We start from the raw sequence: 16132 nt of genomic DNA, 5'->3' as shown, positions 1-16132 counted from the left end.
GTCGGCGGCGTCGGCGGCGGAGGTGTCCGCAGCTGGCTCCTGGGCCGCGTCGGCCGCGGGGTCGGCGGCCGGGTCGGTCGGGTCGGGGGTCGGCGTCGGCTCGGGGTCCGGGGTGAACGCGGTGGCGCACGCGGCGGTCTGCGCCTCGAGCGCGGTCGTCGCGGTGTCGAGCGCCGCCGAGGCCTCGCTCTGGGCGCTGGTGACGGCGCCCTGCTGGGTCTCGAGCGTCGCGAGCGCCTCGGTGAGGACCGGGTCCGGCTCGGTGGGCTCCGTCGGTGTCGTCGACCCGGTCGGCGTCTCGGTCTCCTGGGTCGCCTGCGGCTGCGCGGTCCCGCCGGTCGACGTACCGGCGCCCGCCCCGGTGCCTGAAGACGTGCCTAAAGACGTGCCGACGGACGTGTCGGCAGCCGTGGCGGCCGCGGTGACCGTCGCGGCCTGCGCGTCCTGGTCGGTGTCGAGCTGGTCGCGGGCGGCGGCGAGGTCGGCCCGGGCGCGGGTCACCGCGGCGCGGAGGTCGGTCGGGTCGAGCCGGGCGACGACCTGCCCGGCCGCCACCTGGTCACCCACGGCGACCGCCACGCTGGCGACGGTGCCGGAGGTGCCGAACGCGAGGTCGCTGCGGTCGACGGACCCGAGCGTGCCGGTGAGGTCGAGGGTCTCCTGGACGTCACCGGCGGTGACGGTGGTGGTGCGGTAGGACGGTTCCGCGTCGGCCGCGACCGACCACGCGGCGTAGCCGCCGACGCTGAGCGTCAGCAGCGCCGCGACGGCGGTGGTACGCCGCCTCACGCCGGGCCACCCGGACCACCACGGCCGCCGAACCCGCCGGTGCACTCGCCGTCGACCGCGTCGCTCACGCGCAGCGTCGTGGCGGTGACGGCGCCGGTGTCGTCGGCATCGCCATCGGCGCTCACGCAGGAGCCGACGGTCAGGCTGTCGGCGTCGCCGTCGGCGGTGGTGGTGTACGTCGTCGCGTCACCGACCGTGACCGTGACCGCGACCTCGGTCGCCGTCTCGCTCCCCGTGCCGACACCGGGCGAGGTCGCCTCGATCGTGAAGCCGGTGGCACTGACCGCGGTGACCAGGCCCGACGTACCGCCGCCGAAGCCGCCCCCCGCCGGCCGGTCGGTGGGCATGTCGGTCGGCAGGTCCGTCGGCAGGTCGGTGGGCATCTCGCCACCACCGCCCGGGGCACCGCCACCGGGGCCGCCGGTGGTGCAGGCGCCGTCGACGGCCTCGCTGGTGGCGACGGTCGTGGCGGCGACGGCGGTCGCGACCTCGTCGGTCGCGTCGTTCGAGCCGGTGCTGTCGCTGCCGACCCGCACGCAGTCACCGACGGCGACGTCGGCGAGGGAGCCGGCGACCTCGACGGTGATGGCGGTCGAGGCGTCGTAGGCGACGGCGACCTGGCCGTCCTGGCCCTGCACCTGGAGGGTGCTGCCGTCGACCGCGGCGATCAGGCCGCTGGTCCCCGGCCGACCGCCGGCCCCACCGGCACCGCCGTCCCCGCCCGGGGCGGCCGACCCGGCGACGGCCGGGGCCTCGGAGGCGGCGGCACCGTCGGCGCTGTCGGCAGAGCTGCTGCCGCAGCCGGTGAGGGCGACGAGCAGGACGCCCGTGGAGAGCAGGAGCGTGGGCTTGAGCGTGGGCTTGACGATCATGGGTGGTCCTTGTCTGGGCGGTGAGGAGCGGGGACGGAGCAGAGGGGGTCAGTCGCTGCGGAGCGCGTCGATGGGCGTGAGCCGTGCGGCCCGGGTGGCGGGATAGACGCCGAACCCGACGCCGAGCGCGAGCGCGGTGCCGATCGCCGCGCCCATCGCCACCGGTGACAGCGACACCGGCTGGTCGATGAGGCCGGGCAGCACTCGGGCGCCGACGATGCCGATGACGCCGCCGACCAGCCCGCCGGACAGGCCGAGCACGGAGGCCTCGACGAGGAACTGGCGGCCGATCGCCCGGGGCGTCGCGCCGAGGGCCTTGCGCAGCCCGATCTCGCGGACCCGCTCGGTGACCGAGACGAGCATGATGTTCATGACGCCGATGCCGCCGACGAGCAGCGAGATGCCGGCGACGCCACCGAGGAGCACGGTGAGGGTCTGGTTGGTGGCGTTGGCCGTGGCGACGAGCGACTCCTGGCTCGCGATGGTGAAGTCGGCCTCGTCGGCGGTGACGCCGTGCGCGGTGAGCAGGAGCGCGTCGACCTCCTGGTACGCCGCGGAGAGGGTCGACCCGGACGTCGCCTTGACGTAGACGGTGGAGACCGAGGTGCCGGTGGTGCCCGTGACCTGCTGGGCGGTGCTGATCGGGGTGACGGCGACGTCGTCCTCGCTGGTCCCCGACGACGACGAGCCGGTCGAGGCGAGGACGCCGATCACGGTCAGCGGCTGGCCGTCGAGCGTCACGGTCTGCCCGACCGGGCTCCCGACCGTGAAGAGCTCGGAGGCGGTGTCGGGGCCGAGCACGACGACGTCGGCGCCGCTGTCGACCTCGGCCTGGGTGAAGAACCGGCCGTTGCTGGTCTCGCGGGCCCGGACGTCGGCCCACGACACGGTGGTGCCGATGAGCGAGGTGGTCCAGTTGGTGTCACCGTTGACCAGCGCCGTCTGGGTCGTGGTGGTCGGAGCGACGGCCGCGACGTCGGGGGCGACATCCTCGTCGCCGATGGCGTCGGCGTCGTCGAGGGTCAGGGTCGACGCCGAGCCGAACCCGCCCCGCGTGCCCGCCGAGTCGGTCGTGCTGCCCGGAGAGACGATGAGCAGGTTGGAACCGAGAGCACTGATCTCGTCCTTGACCTCCTGCTGCGCGCCCTGGCCGAGCCCGACGGTCAGGATCACCGAGCTGATGCCGATGACGATGCCGAGCATGGTGAGGGCGGAGCGGAGGCGGTGGGCGCGGATGGCCTCGACGGCGGCGCGCAGGGTCTCGGCCCAGCTCACGTCGGGGCTCCGACCAGGCCGGCGTCGGTGCGGAGGTCGCTGACGACCTGCCCGTCGCGGATGACGACGTTGCGGTGGGCCTGGGCGGCCACGTCGAGGTCGTGGGTGATGACGACGACGGTGCGGCCGGCGGCGTTGAGCTCGTCGAGCAGCGCCATCACGTCGGCGCTCGAGCGCGAGTCGAGGTTGCCGGTCGGCTCGTCCGCCAGGACCAGGGCCGGCTCGGTCACCAGCGCCCGGGCTACGGCCACCCGTTGCTGCTGGCCTCCGGACATCTGGCCGGGGCGGTTGTCGATCCGGTCGCCCAGGCCGACCCGCTCCAGCGCGGCGACGGCGCGCTCGCGGCGCTCGGCCCGCGCCACCCCGGCGTACACCAGGGGCAGCTCGACGTTGCGCCACGCCGGCTTGGACGCGAGCAGGTGGAACTGCTGGAAGACGAAGCCGATGCGGCGGTTGCGCACCTCGGCCAGCTGGGTCTCGGTCATGCCGGACACGTCCTCGCCGGCGAGGAGGTAGTCCCCCGCGGTGGGCACGTCGAGGCAGCCGAGCAGGTTCATCAGGGTCGACTTGCCCGAGCCCGAGGGACCGACCACGGCGACATACTCCCCCTCGCCGATCGTCAGGTCGACGCCGCGCAGCGCCTCGAAGGCGGTGTCGCCAGTGCCGTAGGTCTTGCGCACGCCGCGCAGCTCGATGACGGAGGCGCTCACGGGGTGCCGCCCATCGGGCCGCCGCCGGGGAAGCCCGCACCGTCGGGTGGCGTGCCGCCACCCGGGAACTGCTGGTCCTGCCCGCCCTCGCCGCTCTGTCCCCCACCCGCGCGGCGCGCGAAGCCGGGCACCTCGACGACGTCGCCGGCGACGAGCCCGGAGACGACCTCGGTGGTGGCGCCGTAGGTCGTGCCGATCTCGACGACGGTGTGGTCGGTGGTGCCGTCCTTGACGACGTACGTCGTGTCGCCGTCGGTCTGGAGGGCCGCGGTGCTGACCGTCAGCACGTCGGGGGTCTGCGAGACGATCACGGTCGCGTCGGCCGAGGTGCCCGCGTAGAGGTCGTCGCGGCTGCCGGTCACGGCGACCTCGACGGGGAAGACGGCCGCGCCGGTAGAGGCGCTGGTCTCGGCCACGCGGCCGACCTCGGACACGGTGCCGTAGACCGTCTCGTCGACGCCGGAGGCGGTGATCTCGACCTGGAGCCCGTCGGTGACCTGGTCGACGTCGGCGGCCGCGACCGTCGCCTCGAGGACGAACTGTCCGGTCGAGACGATGCTGACGGCGGCCACGCTGCTGGTGTCGGCTGCAGTCGAGGTGGTCGCGGTCGACGCGCCCCCGCCGGTGGAGGCGCCGCCGCTGCTCGAGCCGACGACGTCACCGACCTCGACACCGACGGTGGTGACGGTGCCGCGCTGGGTCGCGCGGAGGGTGGCGTCGGTGACGGCCGTCCGGGCCTCCGCGAGCGACGTGCGGGCCGCGAGGACCGCGGTCTGGTCGGCAGCGAGGCGGGTGTCGTCGGCGTCGTCGTCCTCGTCCTGGGCGAGCTCGGCGACCGCGGCCGCGAGCGTGGCGGCGGCGGCGCGACGGCTGGCCACCAGGGCCGCGTCGTCGACCCGGACCAGCGCCTCCCCGCGACGTACGGTGTCGCCCGGCTCGACGAGGACGGCCGTGACGGTGCCGCTGACGGCGACGTCGAGGTCGGCGGTGCTGGCCGGCTCGAGGGTGCCCGACACCGCGACCGTCTCGCGGACCGTCTCGGTCGCGACCGTGGCGGTCGAGGTCGCTGCCGCGGCCGGTGAGCCCGGGCGGAGGAGGAACCACCCACCGGCGGCCGCTGCCGTCACCACCATCACCACGGCGAGGACGACGATCCGTCGTCGCCCTCTCGTCAACCTGCTCCGCATGGTCCTGCCTCTCGTGTTCTGCTCGGTGCCGCTCGGTGCCGCTCGGTGCTGCTGGGTCTGCTCCCAAGAAGGTGTCGTGACGGGATGTGGTGGCGGTGGGACCGACCTGTCCACGACCTGTGGCTCCCCGCACGACCGCCCACGGGCCCGCCCGGACGAGGACGGCCTACGGTGGAGGAATGAGCGAGTCCGGCGGCAACGACGAGTACGGCACCTACGACACCGACGACAGCGACCAGCTGACCGGCGAGGACACGCTGGGCGACGGTGCCGGCAACGACGTGGTCGACGAGCTCGACCGCGGCTACTCCCCGCCGGAGAAGTGGTCCGCGGGCGAGGGCTTCGGCAACACCCCCTACGAGGAGTCGGTCGGCGAGAGCTTCGCGCAGCGGCTCGCCCAGGAGGAGCCCGAGCCCGACGTCGACCAACCTGAGCCCGACGAGCAGTCCGAGTCGGCCATCGACGACGGCGAGGTCGGTCGCGACCGCGCCGGGCGCCTGGTCGCCCCCGACCAGGGCTTCGGCGAGGACACCGAGAAGGACCTGATCGGCGCCGACGTCGGCATCGACGGTGCCGCTGCGTCGGCCGAGGAGGCCGCCATGCACATCGTCGACGAGGACGACCGGGTGCTCGACGACTCCGACCTCGAGGACTGAACCCTCACTCGCCTGAGGGCCCCTAGCTGCGCGCCCGCTTCCAGGCCAGCCGGGCCAGGGCTCCGAGCACCGGGACCGAGAAGACCGCGGAGAGCAGCACGCCGCGCTTGGTGACCACGCGCGTGCGGGGCTCGTCGTGCTCCTCCAGCAGCGCGAGCACGGCGGCCCGGACCCGCTCGTTGTCGCGGGTCACCGCCTCGATCTCCTCGTCTCGGTCGAGGGTGAGCGGCCGGCCGACCACCACGGTGATGTCGGCGTTCTGGACCACCCGGCGGAACAGGGTGCGCTTGATCTTCTGCACGTTGGTGGCGATGACCTGGTCGGTGCCGACGAGGACGAGAGGGATGACCGGTACGCCGGCCCGCTTGGCCATCCGGACCGCACCGGTCTTGAACTCCATCAGCTGCCCGTCCTTGGGGATGGTGCCCTCGGGGAACACCACGACCAGCTCGCCGTGCTGCAGGCTGGCGATCCCCTCGGCCATCGAGTCCTTGGCCCTGTCGGTCCCGCGGAACACCGGGATGACGCCAGCCCGACGCAGGATCCGGCCCTGCAGCCGGCGTTCGAACAGCTCCGACTTGGCCAGCACCATCACGTCGCGATGGGTGGTGTCGAGGGCCGCGCCCAGGGCGACCGCGTCGAAGAGCGAGCGGTGGTTGCACACCAGCACGGCACCGCCCCGGCGCGGGACGTGGTCGAGGCCGACCACGTCGACGTGGGAGAAGACCCCGACGAGCCAGCGCAGCACCTTGCTCAGCAGCGAGTGGACGAGCCGGTTGGGGCGGAGGTGGGTGGTGCGCGGGGCCATCGGAGGTCCTTTCGACGAGGGGGACGCTAGCGGTCTCCCCCGTCGCACGAACGAGAACACGTTCTAGTTCGGTGCCCTACGCTGGCGGCGTGCGCTTCTCCATCGTCACCGCGTTCCAGCCCGCCGACCAGCTCGTCGCGCTGGCCCGCGCCGCCGACGAGCTCGGCTACCACGCCATCTCGGTGCCCGACCACGTCGTCGACCTCGAGGAGCTCAGCACGCCCTACCCCTACACGCCCGACGGCGCGCGCCGCTGGGACATCGAGGCCGAGTGGCCCGACCCGTGGGTGCTCATCGGCGCTCTCTCCTCGGTGACGACCCGGGTGCGGTTCTTCACCTCCGTCTACGTCGCCGCCCTGCGCAACCCGTTCCAGGTCGCCAAGTCGGTCGGTACGGCGGCCGTCCTGTCCGGCGGCCGCGTGTCGCTCGGCATCGGGATCGGCTGGTGCCAGGAGGAGTTCGAGCTCCTCGGCGCCGACTTCCACACCCGGGGCAAGCGCACCGACGAGGGCATCGCGCTGATGAAGGCCCTGTGGGAGCCCGGCTGGACGGAGTTCGAGGGCGAGTTCTACACGGCACCGCGCCTGCAGATGAACCCCTCTCCCCCGTCGCAGGTGCCGATCCTCGTCGGCGGCCTGTCCGAGATCGCGTTCCGGCGCGCGGTGCGCCACGAGGGCTGGGTCGGCGACATCTACACCGTCGAGGAGGCCTGCCGCCACGCCGCGCGGCTGCTCGAGCTCCGCGCCGAGGCCGGCCGGGCCGACGACCCCTTCGAGGTCGTCACCGCCCTCTCCGACGCCTTCCTCCCCGAGCACTTCGCCGCCGCCCGCGCCGCGGGCGTCACCGAGGTCTGGACGATGCCGTGGGCCTACTACAGCGGGCTCGACGCGACGTTGGAGCAGAAGCTCGACGGCATGCGGCGCTTCGCCGACGACGTGATGGCGCCCGCGCAGGCCTGACCGTCGTGACACGGTGGTCGAGCCGCGGGGACGGAGTCACCGCGCGTCGAGACCCCCGCAGGGCACAGCTCGACCCAGGTACGTCGGCTGCGGAGGTCTCGACGCGGGCTCGCCCAGGGGCTCGCCCGGCTCGACCACCGTGAAGGACACCCCCACGGTGGCGCGGGCTCGCCAGGGGCTCGCCCGGCTCGACCGACGTGCGGGTCAGAGCAGGCGGCCGACCAGCTCGCGAGGCGAGGGCGGGCCGGGCGGGACGTAGGTCGTGGTCGGCACCGGGAGGTCGGGGTAGACGGCCGTGAATTCGGCGGCGGTGTCGTACTCGACGACCTGCACGTCCTGGTCGTTGTTGGGCCCGCAGCGACGGATGTCGTCCTTGGGGTCGCGGGGGCCGACGTAGACGATCAGGTCGGCCGGGTCGAGCGGGATGGCGCTGTCGGTGCAGAACAGGCGGTCCGGCACGCCGTCGTCGACCACGATGATGAGGTCGGCGTCGTCCTCGCCGAAGGCGACGTCGATGCCGTCGCCCGGATAGATGACGTCGTCGCCCGCGTCGCCGGTGATGTTGATGCCGCCGCCGGTGGCCGGGAACCCCGTGCAGCCGTTGCCCTGCTCGGCGGCGCCGGTGAAGCCCGGGCAGGAGTCGTCGCCGGGTCCGGCGTCGATGAAGTCGTCGCCCTCGTCGCCGTCGAGCTGGTCGCGGCCGGGGCCGCCGTAGACCTTGTCGTTGCCCGGGCCGCCCTGGGCGTAGTCGTCGCCGTCCTCGCCGTAGACGAGGTCGAGGCCGGACGAGCCCTGCAGCTGGTCGCTGCCGGGGCCGCCGTAGAGCTTGTCGTCGCCGGCGTCGCCCAGGATCTGGCGGTCGTTGCCGGCCTCGCCGTAGACCACGTCGTTGCCGCCGAGGCCGCTCAGCCTCACGTCGTCGCCGGGGCCGCCGTAGACCTTGTCGTCGCCGTCGCCGCCACCTGCGCTGTCGTTGCCGTCGCCGCCGAGGACGAGGTCGTTGCCGATCCCGCCGTCGAGGTCGTCGTTGCCGGCCTCACCGTAGAGCCGGTCGTTGCCGGCCGCCGCCTTGAGGTAGTCGTTGCCGGTGCCGCCGTAGAGCAGGTCGATGCCGTCACCGGCCACGACGTTGTCGTTGCCGTCGCCGCCGCGGACCGTGTCGTTGCCCAGCCCGGCATCGACCGTGTCGGTCCCAGCGCCGCCGTCGGCGACGTCGTTGCCGATGCCGAGGACGAGCCGGTCGTTGCCGGCGCCGCCCAGCACGGTGTCGTTGCCGTGGCTGGCGTCGACGACGTCGTTGCCGCCCCCGGCGTTGACCCGGTCGTTGCCCCCGAGGGAGCTGATCTTGTCGGCCTTGGCGGTGCCGGTGATCTTGTCGTTGCCGCGGGTGCCGTTGATGGTCTTGGCCTCGGCGACCGCGGGTACGGCGACGAGCACGGTGGCCAGGGCGAACCCGGCGAGCTGACGGCGCTTCACGACGCGCTCCGAGCGGACGTCGTGGGCAGCGGGAGCGAGGGATATCGCCGCTTGAACTGGGCCACGGTCAACGAGACCCGCTTGCACTTGCGGATCTCGTCGGTGCGGTCGATGCCGCCGACGTAGACCACCGTGCCGCCGTTGCCCGTCTTGCCGGGCTCGGACGCGCTGTCGCGGCAGGAGAGCCGGTCGTAGGAGCCGTCGTCCACGACGACGACGAGGTCGTCGCCCTCCTCGCCGAAGACGTTGTCGGCGCCGTCGCCGGGATAGATGACGTCGTCGCCGGTGTCACCGGTGACGTTGATCGTGCCGCCGCTGGCGGGGAAGCCGCGGCAGCCGCTCGGCTCGACGCCCGGGCCGAAGCCGGGGCACGAGTCGTCGCCCGCGCCTGCGTCGATGAAGTCGTTGCCCTTGTCACCGTCGACCTGGTCGCGGCCGGGGCCGCCGAAGACCCGGTCGCTGCCGGGACCGCCCTGCACGTAGTCGTTGCCGCCCTCGCCGTCGACGCGGTCGTTGTTCTCGGCACCGGCGAGCAGGTCGTTGCCGTCGCCGCCGAAGACCTTGTCGTTGCCCGGGCCCCCGGAGAGCGGGCGGTCGTCGCCGGCACCGCCGAGGACCTGGTCGTTGCCCTTGCCGCCGATGACGACGTCGGCGTCGTCACCGCCGAGAAGGCGGTCGACGCCGTCGAACCCGTTGATCTTGTCCTGGCCCGGCCCGCCGTCGACGACGTCGCGGCCGGCACCGGCCTCGATCTTGTCGTTGCCGCCGTTGCCGTTGACGCGGTCGTTGCCGCCCAACGCGCGGATGCGGTCACCGCTGGCGGTGCCGTTGATGGTGTCGGCGCCGAGCGTGCCCTTGATGGTCGCGGCGCCGGCGAGGGCGGGCACGACGACCACTGCGGCCAGGGCCAGCGCGAGACCGAGTCGGACGAGGGGGACGCGGGGAGAAGGGGGGAGAAGCACGCGATCACCGTACGTGACCAGGAGCACCCCCGTGGACGAACGCGGTCACCCGCGCGGGGGTTGGAGATACCGGACCCGGTACGTCACCGTGGTTCCACATGACTCCCGAGGGCTACTTCCTGATGGCAGGTCTCTGCCTGCTGGGGGCGGTGGCCCTGCCGACCTTGCTGCACCGCTTCGCCGTGTCACCGGCCATGGTGCTCCTGCTGACCGGGGTCGTCCTCGGCTTCACACCGCTCACCGACTCGCTCGTGATCTATGCCGCCGACGAGGGCGACCGGTTCGTGGTCGAGCACGTCACCGAGCTGACGGTGATCGTCGCGCTGATGGGCGTCGGGCTCGCGATCGACCGCCCGCTCGACCTGCTGCACCCGTCGACGTGGCGCCGCTGGTCGCCGACGTGGCGGCTGCTGGGGATCGCCCTGCCCGTGACCATCGGGCTCGTGGCCCTCCTCGGCTGGGCGGCGTTCGGTCTCGCACCGGCGACCGCCCTGCTGCTCGGAGCGGTGCTCTCCCCCACCGACCCGGTGCTCGCGTCCGACGTGCAGGTCGGCGGCCCGGGATCCTCCATCGCCGACGACGAGCCGGACGAGGTGCCCTACTCGACCGACCCGACCAGCGTCGACGAGGCGGGTGAGGTGCGCTTCGCCCTCACCTCCGAGGCCGGGCTCAACGACGGCCTGGCCTTCCCGTTCGTCCACCTCGCGGTCATCATGCTGGCCGGCGGCTCGTTCTGGGCCGGTGCCGGCGAGTGGTTCGGGTGGTACGTCGTGGGCAGGGTCGTCGTCGGCGCTGCCGTCGGCATCGTGCTGGGTCGAGCGCTCGGGGCGGTCGCCTTCCGCAGCCGCACCGAGTCTGTGCGCCTGGCCGCGCAGGGCGAGCCGCTGCTCGCCCTGGCCGCGCTGCTGACGGCGTACGGCGCCGCCGAGCTGGCCCACGGCTACGGCTTCCTCGCCGTCTTCGCCTGCGCGATGGCGCTGCGCTCGGCCGAGCACCGACACGACTACCACCGAGCCATGCACGACGTGGTCCAGCGGCTGGAGCGACTGCTCACGCTCGTCGTGCTCCTGCTGCTCGGCATCGCGTTCTCGTCCGGGCTGCTCGAGGGCCTCGACTGGCGCGGCGTGACGATCGGGGTCGCTCTCGTGCTGGTCATCCGGCCCGTGGTGGCCTGGGTGTCGCTCGCGGTCCTCCCCCGGCGCAACCCGCTGGCCGGAGGACTCGACACCTCGGGCCGCTTTGCCGTCGCTTTCTTCGGCATCCGCGGCGTCGGCAGCCTCTACTACGTCGCCTGGGCCACCAACGAGGCCGAGTTCGCCGACGCCGGCTGGGTGTGGTCGACGGTCGGCTTCACCGTCGCGTTCTCGGTGATCGTGCACGGCATCGCCGCCACACCGGTCATGAAGCGGCTCGAGGGCCAGCCGTCGGGCACCCGCGGCTGAGCCTCCCCGGAGCGCGGTGGACCAGGTCAACCAGGGTCGTCCGACCTACCGCGGCGTCGCCGGTCGCGTCCGTGCGTACGGCGCCCCGGCGGCCACCAGCAGGGCGAACCCCGCCGCCAGCCCGGTCGCCGCGGCCGCGTCCGACCAGCCGGCGAGGCCCGCCACCACGCCGGCGACCGCGATCGCGACCAGAGCCAGTCCCAGCACGCGGAAGACCGGCGCGGTGAAGGCGGCGGCGAACGGGACGAAGTGCAGGCCGACCACGGCCACCACCCACGGCAGGACCAGGTCCTGCTGGTCGACCGCCCTGAGGACGGCAGATCCGGCGGGCACGGCGACGACCATCGCTCCGACGCTCAGCAGGTAGGTGCGCAGGGCGGCTCGCGACGGCTCGGCGTCCGCAGGAGCGGGACGGGTCAGCGACAGCACCACGACGCCGATGGCCGCCGCCACGCCGGCGACCCGCCACGCCGTGCTGCCGGGGAGCGGGCCCGCGTTGACGAGCACGAAGACGAGTCCCCCGACCACCCCCACCAGCGAGCCCAGCCGGGCGCCGCGCAGCGGGGGGTGCGGGTGGGCGGCTACTCCCACTCGATGGTGCCCGGCGGCTTGCTCGTGATGTCGATGGTGACGCGGTTGATGTCGGCGACCTCGTTGGTGATGCGCGTGGAGATGCGTTCCATCAGCTCGTAGGGCAGCCGCGCCCAGTCGGCCGTCATGGCGTCCTCGCTGGTGACGGGCCGGAGGACGACGGGGTGGCCGTAGGTGCGGCCGTCGCCCTGCACGCCCACCGAGCGGACGTCGGCCAGCAGCACCACCGGCATCTGCCAGATGTCGCGGTCGAGGCCGGCGCGGGTGAGCTCCTCGCGGGCGATGGCGTCGGCCTGGCGGAGCAGGTCGAGTCGCTCGCGGGTGACCTCGCCGATGATCCGGATGCCCAGGCCGGGACCGGGGAACGGCTGGCGCCACACCATCGTCGACGGCAGTCCGAGCTGCTCACCGACGGCACGCACCTCGTCCTTGAACAGCGTGCGCAGCGGCTCGATGAGCTCGAAGTCGAGGTCGTCGGGCAGACCGCCGACGTTGTGGTGGCTCTTGATGTTGGAGGCGCCCGCTCCCCCGCCGGACTCGACGACGTCGGGGTAGAGCGTGCCCTGCACGAGGTAGGCCGTCGTCCCGGACTGGGCGTCGCCGAAGACGCGCGCCTCGGCGGTCTCGAAGGTCCGGATGAACTCGCGGCCGATGATCTTGCGCTTCTCCTCCGGGTCGCGGACCCCTTCGAGCGCGTCGATGAACTGGTCGGCGGCGTCAACGACGTCGAGGACGTCGAAGACCTCCTCGAAGTCGTGGCGGACCTGCTCGGTCTCGCCCTGGCGCATCATCCCGTGGTCGACGTAGACGCAGGTGAGCCGGTCGCCGATGGCGCGCTGCACGATCGCGGCGGCGACCGCGGAGTCGACGCCGCCGGACAGCGCGCAGATCGCGCGTCCCTTGCCGACCTGGGTTCGGATGTGCTCGACCTGCTCCTCGACGATGTTGAGCATCGTCCAGGTCTGGCGGCAGCCGGCGATGTCGTGGAGGAAGTGCTCGAGGACCTGCTGGCCGTGCTCGGTGTGGAGCACCTCGGGGTGCCACTGGACACCGGCCATCCGCCGGTCGAGCGACTCGAACGCCGCGACCGGGGTGCCGGCGGTGGCGGCGAGGACGTCGAAGCCCGAGGGGGCCGCCGTCACCGAGTCGCCGTGCGACATCCAGACGGTGTGGGTGTCGGGCAGGCCGTCGAGCAGGGTGCCGGGGGCGGAGACGGTGACGCCGGTGCGGCCGTACTCGCGGGCGCCGGTCGCGGCCACCTCGCCGCCGAGGCGCTCGGCCATCAGCTGGAAGCCGTAGCACATGCCGAACACGGGCACGTCGGCCTCGAAGATCGTCGCGTCGATGCCCGGCGCCCCCTCGGCGTAGACCGACGACGGACCGCCGGACAGGATGATCGCCTTGGGGTTGCGGGCCAGCATCTCGGCGACCGGCACGTGGTGGGCCACGATCTCGGAGTAGACCCGTGCCTCGCGCACGCGGCGCGCGATCAGCTGGGCGTACTGGGCCCCGAAGTCGACCACCAGGACCAGGTCGTGCTCGGCAGGAGTCGCGGACGCCGTCATGTCCGCACTGTATCGAGCGTGGACGCCCTAGAGTCCGGCGCGTGCCCGCACCGACCTTCCTCGGCATCGGTGTGCAGAAGTGCGGGACGACCTGGCTGGCGCGCGCGGTCCAGCAGCACCCGCAGGTGGCCACGGGCGCCACGAAGGAGCTCCAGTTCTTCAACCACCGCGAGGCCTACGCCCGGGGGCTGGGGTGGTACGAGGAGCAGTTCCGCGTGCGGCGGCGCACGCGGGCGATCGGCGAGTTCACCCCCAACTACTGGTGGACCGTCGGTACGACGACCGCCAACAACTACCTCGACTCGGCCGGCCGGATCGCCGACGCCTACCCCGACCTGCGCCTCGTCGTGTGCCTGCGGCACCCGGTCGACCGCGCGGTCAGCGCCTACTTCCACCACATGAGGGCCGGGCGCTACCCGCCGTCGACCGGCCTGCTCGAGGCGGTGGACCGCTACCCGGACGTCCGCGAGTTCGGCGACTACGGCACCCAGCTCGCCGCCTGGCTCCGTCGGTTCCCGCTCGACCGGTTCCTCGTCCTCGTCTACGAGGACGACATCCGGCCCGACGCCGCCAAGCTCCCGACGCTCCGCCGGGTCTTCACGCACCTCGGCGTACGCCCCGGGTTCGAGCCCACCGACCTGACCCTGCTCCGCAACCAGCGCGCCACCCACTTCGACATCCGCTTCCGGCACGCCTCGCCGTGGCAGCAGCGGGCGATGCGGGCGATCCCGCCGGGCGTCCGGACCTCGGCCCGGTGGACGATCCCCGTGGCGTACGCCGACCGCGCGGCCCTGGCCGACCACTTCCGGCCCGAGGTGGCGCGGCTGGAGGGCCTGCTCGGCCGCGCCATGCCCTGGGACCTCGACGCCTGAAGCGGTGGTGGGCTCGCCTGCTCGTCCACCGGGGCAAAAAGCACCCAACCCCGCCGGGGAGGGAGGGTGGCGGGGTTGGTGCGTCCATGCGAGAGATGGACATCGCTCGGACGGGTGAACTCGGCCCTTCGGGAGGGAGCAGTTGTCACCGAGTTCGCAGTCTCAACGAGGGGCCCCGGGGCGGGTTACGCCTTCCTGCGGAATTCTTTCGGAAGTTCCTCTTCCGGTCTGGACCAGGCGTCAGGACACCCGCACGATCGGGAGCCGCAGGGCACCCGAGGCCTGGGGCGGCACGGCCGGGTGCCGGGGCTCGACGGGGTCGATCCGGCGGTAGTCGTCGCCGAGCGCCGGGCGGTCGTCGGCCTCGCCCTTGTTGGGCCACAGCGCCATGGCGCGCTCGGCCTGGGCGGTGATGGTCAGCGACGGGTTGACGCCGAGGTTGGCCGAGATGGCGGAGCCGTCGGCGACGTGGAGGCCGGGGTGGCCGAAGACGCGCTGGTAGGGGTCGACGACGCCGGTCTCGGGCGAGGTGCCGATGGCGCAGCCGCCGATGAAGTGGGCGGTGAGCGGCATGTTGAAGGGCTCGCCGATGTTGCCGCCCGGAGTGCCACCCAGGACGCCGGCGATCCGACGTACGGCGTCGTTGGCGGCCGGGATCCAGGTCGGGTTGGGGGCGCCGTGGCCCTGCTTGGAGGTCATCCGCCACCCGAAGCGGGTCTTCTTGCCGTAGGTGGTGATCGAGTTGTCGAGGCTCTGCATGACCAGCGCGATGACGGTGCGCTCCGACCAGTGCTTGAGGTCGTAGAGCTCGAAGAGCTCGCCCTTCTCGTTCCACATCTGCTTGAGCCAGGTCCGCCAGCGCGGCTCGTCGCCGTCACCGTCGGTGAGCACGGTCTGCATCATCGCCATCGCGTTGAAGCCCTTGCCGTAGCGGCACGGCTCGATGTGGGTGTGCTCGTCGGGGTGGAAGCTCGAGGTGATCGCGACGCCGTAGGAGTAGTCGGTCTTGTCGTTGCGGGGTGCGATCGCGCCGAGGATCGACTCGGAGTTGGTGCGCGAGAGGTAGCCGAGGCGCTCGGAGAGGCGGGGCAGGTGGCCCTCGTCCTTCATCCGGTGCAGGAGCTTCTGGGTGCCGAGGGACGCGGCGGCCATGACGACGTGCTGCGCGGTGATGGTGCGGGTGTTCTTGCCGGTGGCCCGCTTGGCCTTGGTGTACTTGACGTCGACGTCGTAGCCGCCGCCGTCGCGGGGCGTGATCCGGGTGACCGTGGTGAGCGGCAGGACCTTGGCCCCGCGCTTCTCGGCGAGGTAGAGGTAGTTCTTGACCAGGGTGTTCTTGGCGTTGTGGCGGCAGCCCGACATGCACTCGCCGCAGTTGAGGCAGGCGTTGCGGCTCGGGCCCTCGCCACCGAAGAACGGGTCCTCGACCTTCTCCCCCGGGCGGGCCTCGGGCCCGCCGAAGAACACCCCGACGGGGGTCGGGTGGAAGGTGTCGGCCACGCCCATGTCGGTGGCGACCTTCTCCATGACGTCGTCGGCCGGGGTGCGGACCGGGTTGTCGACGACGCCGAGCATCCGCTTGGCCTGGTCGTAGTAGGGCGCGAGCTCGTCCTTCCAGTCCGTGATGCCGGCCCACTGGGGGTCCTGGTAGAACTGGTCGAGCGGCTCGTAGAGCGTGTTGGCGTAGACGAGCGACCCACCGCCGACGCCGGCCCCGGCCACGATGAGGGTGTCGCGGACGGCGTCGATGCGCTGGATGCCGTAGCAGCCGAGGGCGGGTGCCCACAGGTAGCGCTTGAGGTCGAAGGTGCCGGAGGCGAAGTCCTCGTCCTCGAAGCGCGGGCCGGCCTCGACGACGCCGACCGTGTAGCCCTTCTCGGTCAGCCGGAGGGCGGCGACGGAGCCGCCGAACCCGGAGCCGATGACCAGGACGTCGAAGTCGTGCTCGTGGTCGTGGGTGTCAGGCAT

At 72.9% G+C, this 16132-nt stretch carries 15 protein-coding genes; 4 read left to right on the top strand and 11 right to left on the bottom strand.

Features of this window, described 5'->3' with window-relative positions; all coding sequences use genetic code 11:
• The 5 genes from Q7T52_RS06565 to Q7T52_RS06545 all read right to left on the bottom strand — a co-directional run.
• On the bottom strand, positions 1-789 hold a 789-nt coding region (locus tag Q7T52_RS06565; RefSeq protein ID WP_304800609.1), incomplete at its 3' end, for a biotin/lipoyl-binding protein.
• On the bottom strand, positions 786-1661 hold the full coding sequence (locus Q7T52_RS06560; RefSeq protein ID WP_304800606.1) for a DUF5666 domain-containing protein: 876 nt from the start codon (positions 1659-1661) through the stop codon (positions 786-788). The genes Q7T52_RS06565 and Q7T52_RS06560, both read right to left, overlap by 4 nt.
• 48 nt (positions 1662-1709) lie before the next feature.
• Positions 1710-2936 carry an ABC transporter permease gene (locus Q7T52_RS06555; protein WP_304800604.1) on the bottom strand — a complete coding sequence of 409 codons (1227 nt, stop codon included), beginning with the start codon at positions 2934-2936 and terminating at the stop codon, positions 1710-1712.
• Positions 2933-3646, bottom strand: a complete 714-nt coding sequence (locus Q7T52_RS06550; RefSeq protein ID WP_304800602.1) for an ABC transporter ATP-binding protein — start codon at positions 3644-3646, stop codon at positions 2933-2935. The genes Q7T52_RS06555 and Q7T52_RS06550 overlap by 4 nt, the downstream gene beginning before the upstream one ends.
• Positions 3643-4833 carry an efflux RND transporter periplasmic adaptor subunit gene (locus Q7T52_RS06545; RefSeq protein WP_304800600.1) on the bottom strand — a complete coding sequence of 397 codons (1191 nt, stop codon included), beginning with the start codon at positions 4831-4833 and terminating at the stop codon, positions 3643-3645. Before Q7T52_RS06545 ends, Q7T52_RS06550 begins: the two co-directional genes overlap by 4 nt.
• 179 nt (positions 4834-5012) lie before the next feature.
• Between Q7T52_RS06545 and Q7T52_RS06540 the strand changes: the two genes are divergently transcribed.
• Positions 5013-5489 (top strand): DUF5709 domain-containing protein, encoded by a 477-nt coding sequence (locus Q7T52_RS06540; RefSeq protein WP_304800598.1) that lies wholly within the window; start codon positions 5013-5015, stop codon positions 5487-5489.
• Positions 5490-5511: 22 nt separating this feature from the next.
• Here the strand turns inward: Q7T52_RS06540 and Q7T52_RS06535 are convergent, their stop codons facing one another.
• Positions 5512-6297, bottom strand: a complete 786-nt coding sequence (locus tag Q7T52_RS06535) for a 1-acyl-sn-glycerol-3-phosphate acyltransferase (RefSeq protein WP_304800595.1) — start codon at positions 6295-6297, stop codon at positions 5512-5514.
• 89 nt (positions 6298-6386) lie between these two features.
• Here Q7T52_RS06535 and Q7T52_RS06530 point away from each other — a divergent pair, with 89 nt between their 5' ends.
• Entirely contained in the window at positions 6387-7256 is an 870-nt protein-coding gene (locus Q7T52_RS06530; protein WP_304800593.1) for a TIGR03619 family F420-dependent LLM class oxidoreductase, read from the top strand.
• 204 nt (positions 7257-7460) lie between these two features.
• Here Q7T52_RS06530 and Q7T52_RS06525 read toward each other — a convergent pair whose 3' ends face one another.
• Both Q7T52_RS06525 and Q7T52_RS06520 read right to left on the bottom strand, forming a co-directional pair.
• On the bottom strand, positions 7461-8732 hold the full coding sequence (locus tag Q7T52_RS06525) for a calcium-binding protein (protein ID WP_304800591.1): 1272 nt from the start codon (positions 8730-8732) through the stop codon (positions 7461-7463).
• Positions 8729-9694, bottom strand: a complete 966-nt coding sequence (locus tag Q7T52_RS06520; protein WP_304800589.1) for a calcium-binding protein — start codon at positions 9692-9694, stop codon at positions 8729-8731. The genes Q7T52_RS06525 and Q7T52_RS06520 overlap by 4 nt, the downstream gene beginning before the upstream one ends.
• A gap of 98 nt (positions 9695-9792) precedes the next feature.
• Here Q7T52_RS06520 and Q7T52_RS06515 point away from each other — a divergent pair, with 98 nt between their 5' ends.
• Positions 9793-11136, top strand: a complete 1344-nt coding sequence (locus tag Q7T52_RS06515) for a sodium:proton antiporter (protein WP_304800587.1) — start codon at positions 9793-9795, stop codon at positions 11134-11136.
• 45 nt (positions 11137-11181) lie between these two features.
• Here the strand turns inward: Q7T52_RS06515 and Q7T52_RS06510 are convergent, their stop codons facing one another.
• Entirely contained in the window at positions 11182-11727 is a 546-nt protein-coding gene (locus Q7T52_RS06510; RefSeq protein ID WP_304800585.1) for a hypothetical protein, read from the bottom strand.
• Positions 11718-13292, bottom strand: coding sequence for a glutamine-hydrolyzing GMP synthase (gene guaA / locus Q7T52_RS06505; RefSeq protein WP_304800582.1), 1575 nt, complete (start codon positions 13290-13292; stop codon positions 11718-11720). The genes Q7T52_RS06510 and guaA overlap by 10 nt, the downstream gene beginning before the upstream one ends.
• 41 nt (positions 13293-13333) lie before the next feature.
• Here guaA and Q7T52_RS06500 point away from each other — a divergent pair, with 41 nt between their 5' ends.
• On the top strand, positions 13334-14164 hold the full coding sequence (locus tag Q7T52_RS06500; RefSeq protein WP_304800579.1) for a sulfotransferase: 831 nt from the start codon (positions 13334-13336) through the stop codon (positions 14162-14164).
• A gap of 240 nt (positions 14165-14404) precedes the next feature.
• Here Q7T52_RS06500 and Q7T52_RS06495 read toward each other — a convergent pair whose 3' ends face one another.
• Positions 14405-16132 carry a GMC oxidoreductase gene (locus Q7T52_RS06495; RefSeq protein WP_304800577.1) on the bottom strand — a complete coding sequence of 576 codons (1728 nt, stop codon included), beginning with the start codon at positions 16130-16132 and terminating at the stop codon, positions 14405-14407.

It is taken from the genome of Nocardioides sp. (assembly GCF_030655615.1).
In the GTDB taxonomy this organism is placed as follows: Bacteria; Actinomycetota; Actinomycetes; order Propionibacteriales; family Nocardioidaceae; genus Nocardioides.
This window is presented reverse-complemented; position numbering and strand designations above follow the sequence as displayed.